The organism is Streptomyces bobili, from assembly GCF_002154575.1.
Taxonomy (GTDB): Bacteria; Actinomycetota; Actinomycetes; order Streptomycetales; family Streptomycetaceae; genus Streptomyces; species Streptomyces bobili.
On record NZ_MUBA01000797.1, the window covers coordinates 1 to 6855 of the forward strand.

A 6855-nucleotide genomic window follows, 5' to 3' on the forward strand; every position below is an offset into this window, starting at 1 on the left:
GGGGAGGGGAGAGTCCGTGGGGTGCGTCTCTTGGATGCCCATACGGGTGACGATAGCCAACAGGGGCACCTATCAGCCCGGTCGGCTGCACACAGCCCGTCTGGGGGAGTTTGAGGACGAGGCCCCTTCAGGGCCGAAAGCGGGGTCTGGGGGCGCAGCCCCCGGGACGTCACCCCCTGCCAACCCGCACAGACCTACCGCTCCGCCCGGCGGGCCTCCCGCACGCGCCGCAGCCGGTTCACCGTCACCGGATCATGCGCCAACGCCCTCGCGTCGTCCAGCAGCGCGTTCAGCAGCTGGTAGTACCGCACGGGTGACAGATCCAGCTCCTCCCGGATGGCCCGCTCCTTCGCGCCGGGCCCCGAGAACCCGCGCCGCTCCAGGGCGAGGATGTCCCGCTCCCTCGCCCCGAGCCCTTCCTCGTGCACCATCCCCGCACCGTAGCCCAACGGCTCAGCCGGCGGAGCCGCTCTCCGCGGTGGTGGCCGTGGTCTGGAGCTGGCCGAGGACCCCCGCCGGGCTGCCGCCGGGCCGCACGGCCTGCCCGATCCGCTTCTTCACGTCGGCGCTGACGGCGGCCCAGGAGGTGCGCCCCACCGGGTACAGCTCGGACACGGGCAGCTGGTCGAGGAAGGGCTTGAGGTCGGCGTCCTGGGAGGCGGCGGTCATGGTCTGGGAGGCGGAGTTGGTGACGGGCAGCAGGTCGTACTCACGGGAGAAGGCGAGGACGTTCTTCTCGCTGTAGACGAAGGTCAGGAAGTCCTTGATCTGCTCGGCGTGCCCGTTCTTGCTGAACGCGGTCATCCAGTCGGCGACGCCCATGGAGACCTTGGTCGGCCCGTCGACGCCGGGCATCGGGACCATGCCGAACTTCACGCCCTTCGCGGTGGCGGCCTTCATCAGCGAGGGGTGCCCGTTGAGCATGCCGACCTGCCCGGCGGCGAACGCGGTGAAGGCGTCGGCCCGGTTGAGCTTGCCGGGCGCGACCGGCCCGGTGAGGTCCTTGCCGACCAGCTCGTTCTTCAGCCAGGTGAAGGTGTGGACGTTCTCGGTGGAGTCGATGCTGTAGCCGGTGGCGGTCTCGGCGTAGCCGCCCCCGCCGCTGAGCAGCCACTGCATGGTCTCGGCCTGCGCCTCCTCGGGGCCCAGCGGCAGGGCGTACGGGTACTTCACACCGTCGGCCTTCAGCGCGGCGGCGTCCTCGGCCAGCTCGGACCAGGTGGTCGGCGCGGTGAGGCCGGCCTTGGCGAAGAGGGTCTTGTTGTAGAACAGCACCCGCGTGGAGGAGGCGAACGGCATGCCGTACTGCACGCCTCGTACCTCACCGGCGTCGGCGAGCTGGGGCACGAAGTCGGCCTGGACGGGGATGGAGAGGACGTCGCCCGCCTTGTAGAGGAGGTCCTTGGCCGCGTAGTCGGAGTAGGAGCCGATCTGCGCCATGTCGGGGGCCTTGCCGGCGTCGACGAGCCTCTTGACCTCGCGGTCGACGTCGTTCCAGGAGTGGACGGTGACCTCGACGGTGACGTCGGGGTGGTCCTTCTCGTAGGCCTCGACGAGTTCGGCCCAGTACTTCGCGGAGCTGTTGGCGCCGCTGTCGCCGTAGTCGGCGGCGACGAGTCTGAGGGTGACGTCGCCGGAGTCACCGGTGAGCCCGCAGCCGGCGAGGACCGCCGTCATGCTCAGGGCGGCTGCCGCCGCGATCGGTCCCGACTTCGCTGCCCGCCGCTGCACTGTGCTCTCCCGCTCCCCTGACGGCCGTCGCCCGCGTGCACACACGATGCACACATAAATGCTCCGACCAATGAAACCGCTATCCGGAATAAGGTCTACACCACGCAAGTGGACTAGACCTCTTGCGGGTCCTCGGGCCACACTGTCTCCGTGAGACATGTCATCGCCCTGGATGTGGGCGGCACCGGGATGAAAGCCGCCCTCGTCGGGGCGGACGGCGCGCTGCTGCACCGGGCCCGCCGGGCCACCGGCCGCGAACGCGGGCCCGACGAGGTCGTCGCCGGCATCCTCGACTTCGCCGCCGAGCTGCGCGCGTACGGCGTCGAGCACCTCGGCGAGAGCGCTGCCGCGGCGGGAGTCGCGGTCCCCGGCATCGTCGACGAGGCGAACGGCATAGCCGTCTACGCCGCCAACCTCGGCTGGCGCGATGTCGAGCTGCGGCGGCTGCTCACCGACCGGCTCGGCGGCATCCCGGTGGCCCTCGGCCACGACGTCCGCACCGGAGGACTCGCGGAGGGACGCATCGGCGCAGGTCAGGGCGCCGATCGCTTCCTCTTCGTGGCCCTCGGCACGGGCATCGCGGGCGCCATCGGCGTGGAGGGCCGGGTGGAGGCGGGCGCGCACGGCTTCGCGGGCGAGATCGGCCACATCGTCGTACGTCCCGGCGGGACGCCCTGCCCCTGCGGACAGCGCGGCTGCCTGGAGCGGTTCGCGTCGGCGGCGGCGGTCGGCGAGGCGTGGGCGGCGGCCTGCGGGGACCCGGAGGCGGACGCCGCGGACTGCGCGAAGGCCGTCACGTCCGGGGACCCGAACGCCGTCCGGATCTGGCAGCAGGCGGTCGACGCACTCGCCGACGGCCTGGTCACCGCCCTCACCCTGCTGGACCCGCGCACCCTCATCATCGGTGGCGGCCTGGCCGAGGCGGGGGAAACCTTGTTCACACCGCTGCGGAGCGCCGTCCGCCGGCGGGTCACCTTCCAGAAACTCCCGGACATCGCCCCGGCGGCGCTGGGCGACACAGCCGGATGCCGGGGCGCAGGACTACTGGCCTGGGATCTCCTCGATTCGACCGACCGCACGGAGGTAACGTCCTGATGGCCACCCCCTCAGGGGCGCGACAAGCCGCGACGCACCCGCAGGTACTCACCGGCGCCACGGTGGTGCTGCCCACCGGCACGGTGCCCGACGGCCGGGTGACCATCGACGGCACCAAGATCGCCCCCGAAGCCGCCCAAGGCACCGCCCGGGTGATCGACGTACGAAACCACTGGCTGGTCCCCGGCTTCGTCGACCTGCACAACCACGGCGGCGGCGGGGCCTCCTTCTCCGGCACCGCCGAGGACGCGCAGAAGGCCATCCACGCCCACCGTCGCCACGGCACCACCACCCTGGTCGCGTCCACCGTCACCGACGACATGGACGTCCTGGTCCGCCAGGCCGGCCTGCTGAGTGAGCTGGCCGAGCAGGGCGACCTGGCCGGGATCCACTTCGAGGGCCCGTTCATCTCCCCGTGCCGCAAGGGCGCGCACTCGGAGGCGCTGCTGCGCGACCCCGATCCGGCGGAGGTGCGCAAGCTGATCGACGCGGCACGCGGCAGGGCGAGGATGGTCACCCTGGCGACCGAGCTGCCGGGCGGCATCGACTCCGTACGGCTGCTGGCCGAGCACGGGGTGATCGCGGCCGTGGGCCACACGGACGCCACGTACGAGCAGACGGTGGAGGCGATCGAGGCGGGGGCGACGGTCGCCACCCACCTCTTCAACGCGATGCCGCCGCTCGGGCACCGCGCGCCGGGCCCGATCGCCGCGCTGCTGGAGGACGAGCGGGTGACGGTCGAGCTGATCAACGACGGCGTCCATCTGCATCCGGCCGCGCTGGAGCTGGCGTTCCACCGGGCGGGGGCGGGCCGGGTCGCGTTCATCACGGACGCGATGGACGCGGCGGGCATCGGCGACGGCCGTTACATGCTCGGCCCGCTGGAGGTCGAGGTCAGTGAGGGCGTGGCCCGGCTGGTGGAGGGCGGCTCCATCGCGGGCTCCACGCTGACACTGGACCGGGCGTTCAAGCGGGCGGTGACGGTGGACCGGCTGCCGGTTCAGGACGTGGTGGCGGCCCTGTCCGCGAACCCGGCCCGGCTGCTGGGCATGGACGACCGGGTGGGATCCCTGGAGCCGGGCAAGGACGCCGACCTGGTGCTGCTGGACGACAACTTCGACCTCAAGGGCGTGATGAGGCAGGGGGTTTGGGTGGTGGAGCCCCAACTGGCCTGACATACGCCCCGCAGAGCGCGCGTGGAGAGACGGTGGCCGACCCCGGGACTGGGCCGGCCACCGTCTCTTTGGCATGATCAGGACGTCCGGAAGGACGCATTCACGCGAACAGCAGACGAACGCGGGTGACCGGGGGAGGTCGGACCAGGGTGATTCTCACGGTCACGGTGAACACCGCTCTCGACGTCACGTACCGCGTCCCCGCCCTGCTCCCGCACGCCACGCACCGGGTGACCGAGGTGGCGGAACGCCCCGGCGGCAAGGGACTGAACGTGGCCCGCGTCCTGGCCGCCCTCGGGCACGAGGTGACGGTCACCGGTTTCGCGGGCGGCCCCACGGGCCGTGTCGTACGGGATCTGCTCACCGGCGTGACCGACGCGCTGGTGCCGTGCGCGGCCCCGACCCGCCGGACCGTCGCCGTCGTCGACGAACGCACCGGCGACGCCACGCAGTTCAACGAACCCGGCCCGGTCGTCACACCCGCCGAGTGGTCCGCGTTCCAGGAGGCGTACGAGCGTCTGGTGGCCGGTGCCGACGCGGTGGCCCTGTGCGGCAGCCTGCCGCCGGGGGTGCCGGTGGGCGCGTACGCGGGCCTGGTGCGGACCGCGCGGGCGGCGGGCGTACCGGTGCTGCTGGACACCAGTGGTGAGGCGCTGCGCCGGGCGGTCGCCGCACGCCCCGATCTGATCAAGCCGAACGCCGAGGAGCTGGCCGAGCTGACCGGCTCCCACGAGCCGTTGCGCGCGACGCAGGACGCCCGTCGGCGCGGCGCCCGCTCGGTGGTGGCGTCCCTGGGCCCGCAGGGCCTGGTCGCGGCGACCCCGGAGGGCCGCTGGCGGGCCACCCCGCCGGCCCGCCTGCGTGGCAACCCGACAGGCGCCGGTGACGCGGTCTCCGCGGGCCTGCTCTCCGGCCTGGTCGAAGGCCTCACCTGGCCCCGCACCCTGGCCCGAGCCGTAGCCCTGTCCGCGGCGACGGTCCTGTCCCCGACCGCCGGCGATTTCGACCGTGCGGCCTACGAGGACCTGGTGGGCAGGGTGACGGTGACCGGGGAGGTCACCGCGGCCTGAGCGGGGCTACTTCTTGACCTCGCCCTTCTTCAGCCAGAACTGGTCCAGGAGCACATTGCACTTGTCGCCGTTCTCACAGGACAGGGTGATGGTGTTGGTGCCCTTGGTGAGCCTGGGCCAGGCGTAGGTGGTCGTCCAGCCCTTCTCGAAGTCGCCCTTGGGGGCATTCGCATAGTTCTTCAGGCTGAGCGGCTGACCGAACTTCTTGCCGTTGAACGTGAGGGTCATCGCCTGGTCCTCACCCGGGGCGCTGTAGTGCGCGAACAGCGTGTACGCGCCGTCCTCGGGGATGCCGTCGACGCTCCAGGTGACGGAGTTGCCGACCTGGTTCATGGCGACGTAGATGCCGCCGTCGGCCTCGGCGCCCTGGATGTCGGAGGCGAGGGCGGCTGCGCCGCCGAGGCGCATGGCCTTGGCGTCGACCGTCGGCAGCTCGACCTCTTCCTCGGCGCCGCCGCTGCTGGAAGCACTGGGCGAGGCGCTCTGGGAGACGGAGGGCGGGGTGGAAGCCCCACCGTCGGCCTTGTCGTCGTCGCCGGAGTCGCCGTTGGCCATCACCACGGCGATACCGATGACGACCGCCGCGACCACCGCGACCGCGCCGATCAGCAGCCCCTTGGTGTTGGGGCCGCTGCCCCGGCCGCCGCCGTTGCCCTGGTAGCCCTGCTGCCGGTTGCCGGTGGGCACGCCGGCGCCGCCGGAGAAGTTCTCGGGTCCGGCATGGTTGCCGTTCGGCTGGCCGTACGCGCCCTGCTGGGGCGGCACCGCCTGCTGCCCGTACTGCGCGGTCTGCTGCTGGCCGTACTGGCGCTCGCCGACCGGGCGCACCCGGTTCACCGACGGGTATCCGTAGCCACCGCCGGACGGAGGCTGTGCTCCGTTGGCCTGGCCGTCGGCGTAGAGGTAGCCGAACGGGTCGTCGTCCTCGGGCGTACTCGCGCCGTTGTTGCCGGGCGTCATCCCTTCGTACTCCTCAACAGGTGCGGGGCGGATGCGGTCCGCGTATCCCTACGCGTCCCTACGTGCGGAGAAGTGCGAGCCTACCCGCTCCCGACCCGCCGAACGGGTGACTCGGATCGCATCGCTACGGGCCGCGGGGCGCTGACCTGGTGATCATCCGGCGCGTCGGTGCTGTTTGGGACGAGATCGTTTCTCTACGTACATCCGCTCGTCGGCGGACTTCAACACCTCGTCCGCGGTCATCCCGCAGTGTGCCCACCCGATGCCGAAGCTGGCGCCCACCCGGACGGCCCGGCCCTCTGCGCGGATCGGCTGGATGATCTCGTTGCGCAGGCGTACGGCGAGGTCCTGGGCGTCGGCGCTGCCGAGGCCGTCGGCGAGGATCACGAACTCGTCGCCGCCGAGCCGGGCGACGGTGTCGCCGTCACGGACACCGCGGGTGAGCCTGCGGGCGACCTCGATGAGGACCGCGTCACCGGCGTTGTGCCCGAACCGGTCGTTGATCGACTTGAAGCCGTCGAGGTCGCAGAAGAGGACGGCGAGCCCCTTGGTGCCGTCGTCTCGGGCGCCGTCCTCGGGGGCGACGGTGTGCACGTGGTGGTCGTAGGCCTCGAAGCTCTCCGCGCCGTCGGTCCGGAAGTCGAAGCCGTGCCCGTTGGTGTCGAAGGCGGGATGCCCTTGGGCGTCCATCGCGTCGACGGCGGCGGGGTGGGTGGACTGCGGGCGTTTGCAGAGCCGGGAGGAGAGGCGCGAGCGCAGCTCGGCGGAGTTCGGCAGGCCGGTGAGGGAGTCGTGCGAGGCACGGTGGGCGAGCTGCAGCTCGC

The 6855-nt window shown here is 72.0% G+C and carries 7 protein-coding genes; 3 read left to right on the top strand and 4 right to left on the bottom strand.

What is annotated here, in order from left to right; all coding sequences use genetic code 11:
* Window positions 1-194: 194 nt before the first annotated feature.
* Window positions 195-431 (bottom strand): DUF3263 domain-containing protein, encoded by a 237-nt coding sequence (locus BZL64_RS37685; RefSeq protein WP_086773453.1) that lies wholly within the window; start codon window positions 429-431, stop codon window positions 195-197.
* Between the two features lie 22 nt (window positions 432-453).
* The gene (locus BZL64_RS37690; RefSeq protein ID WP_167396265.1) at window positions 454-1731 is read right to left on the bottom strand and encodes an extracellular solute-binding protein; all 1278 of its coding nucleotides are present in this window, start codon (window positions 1729-1731) and stop codon (window positions 454-456) included.
* Window positions 1732-1881: 150 nt separating this feature from the next.
* On the opposite strand from BZL64_RS37690, the gene BZL64_RS37695 reads away from it, so the two are divergent.
* The 3 genes from BZL64_RS37695 (at window position 1882) to BZL64_RS37705 (ending at window position 5071) form a co-directional block, all read left to right on the top strand.
* Window positions 1882-2826 carry an ROK family protein gene (locus tag BZL64_RS37695; RefSeq protein ID WP_086773454.1) on the top strand — a complete coding sequence of 315 codons (945 nt, stop codon included), beginning with the start codon at window positions 1882-1884 and terminating at the stop codon, window positions 2824-2826.
* On the top strand, window positions 2826-4001 hold the full coding sequence (nagA, locus tag BZL64_RS37700; protein ID WP_086773455.1) for an N-acetylglucosamine-6-phosphate deacetylase: 1176 nt from the start codon (window positions 2826-2828) through the stop codon (window positions 3999-4001). The genes BZL64_RS37695 and nagA overlap by 1 nt, the downstream gene beginning before the upstream one ends.
* Window positions 4002-4150: 149 nt before the next feature.
* Window positions 4151-5071 (top strand): 1-phosphofructokinase family hexose kinase, encoded by a 921-nt coding sequence (locus BZL64_RS37705; protein WP_086773456.1) that lies wholly within the window; start codon window positions 4151-4153, stop codon window positions 5069-5071.
* A 6-nt stretch (window positions 5072-5077) separates the two neighbouring features.
* On the opposite strand, the gene BZL64_RS37710 is transcribed toward BZL64_RS37705, so the two are convergent.
* The gene (locus BZL64_RS37710; RefSeq protein ID WP_086773457.1) at window positions 5078-6031 is read right to left on the bottom strand and encodes a carbohydrate-binding protein; all 954 of its coding nucleotides are present in this window, start codon (window positions 6029-6031) and stop codon (window positions 5078-5080) included.
* A 153-nt stretch (window positions 6032-6184) separates the two neighbouring features.
* Window positions 6185-6855: GGDEF domain-containing protein (locus tag BZL64_RS37715; RefSeq protein WP_143663448.1), on the bottom strand; the 671-nt coding region annotated here is incomplete at its 5' end.

Excerpts from the sequence above, each read along its gene's own strand:
- nagA (WP_086773455.1), top strand. The coding sequence starts at position 2,826 with ATGGCCACCCCCTCAGGGGCGCGACAAGCCGCGACGCACCCGCAGGTA.
- BZL64_RS37710 (WP_086773457.1), bottom strand. The coding sequence starts at position 6,031 with ATGACGCCCGGCAACAACGGCGCGAGTACGCCCGAGGACGACGACCCG.
- BZL64_RS37685 (WP_086773453.1), bottom strand. The coding sequence starts at position 431 with ATGGTGCACGAGGAAGGGCTCGGGGCGAGGGAGCGGGACATCCTCGCC.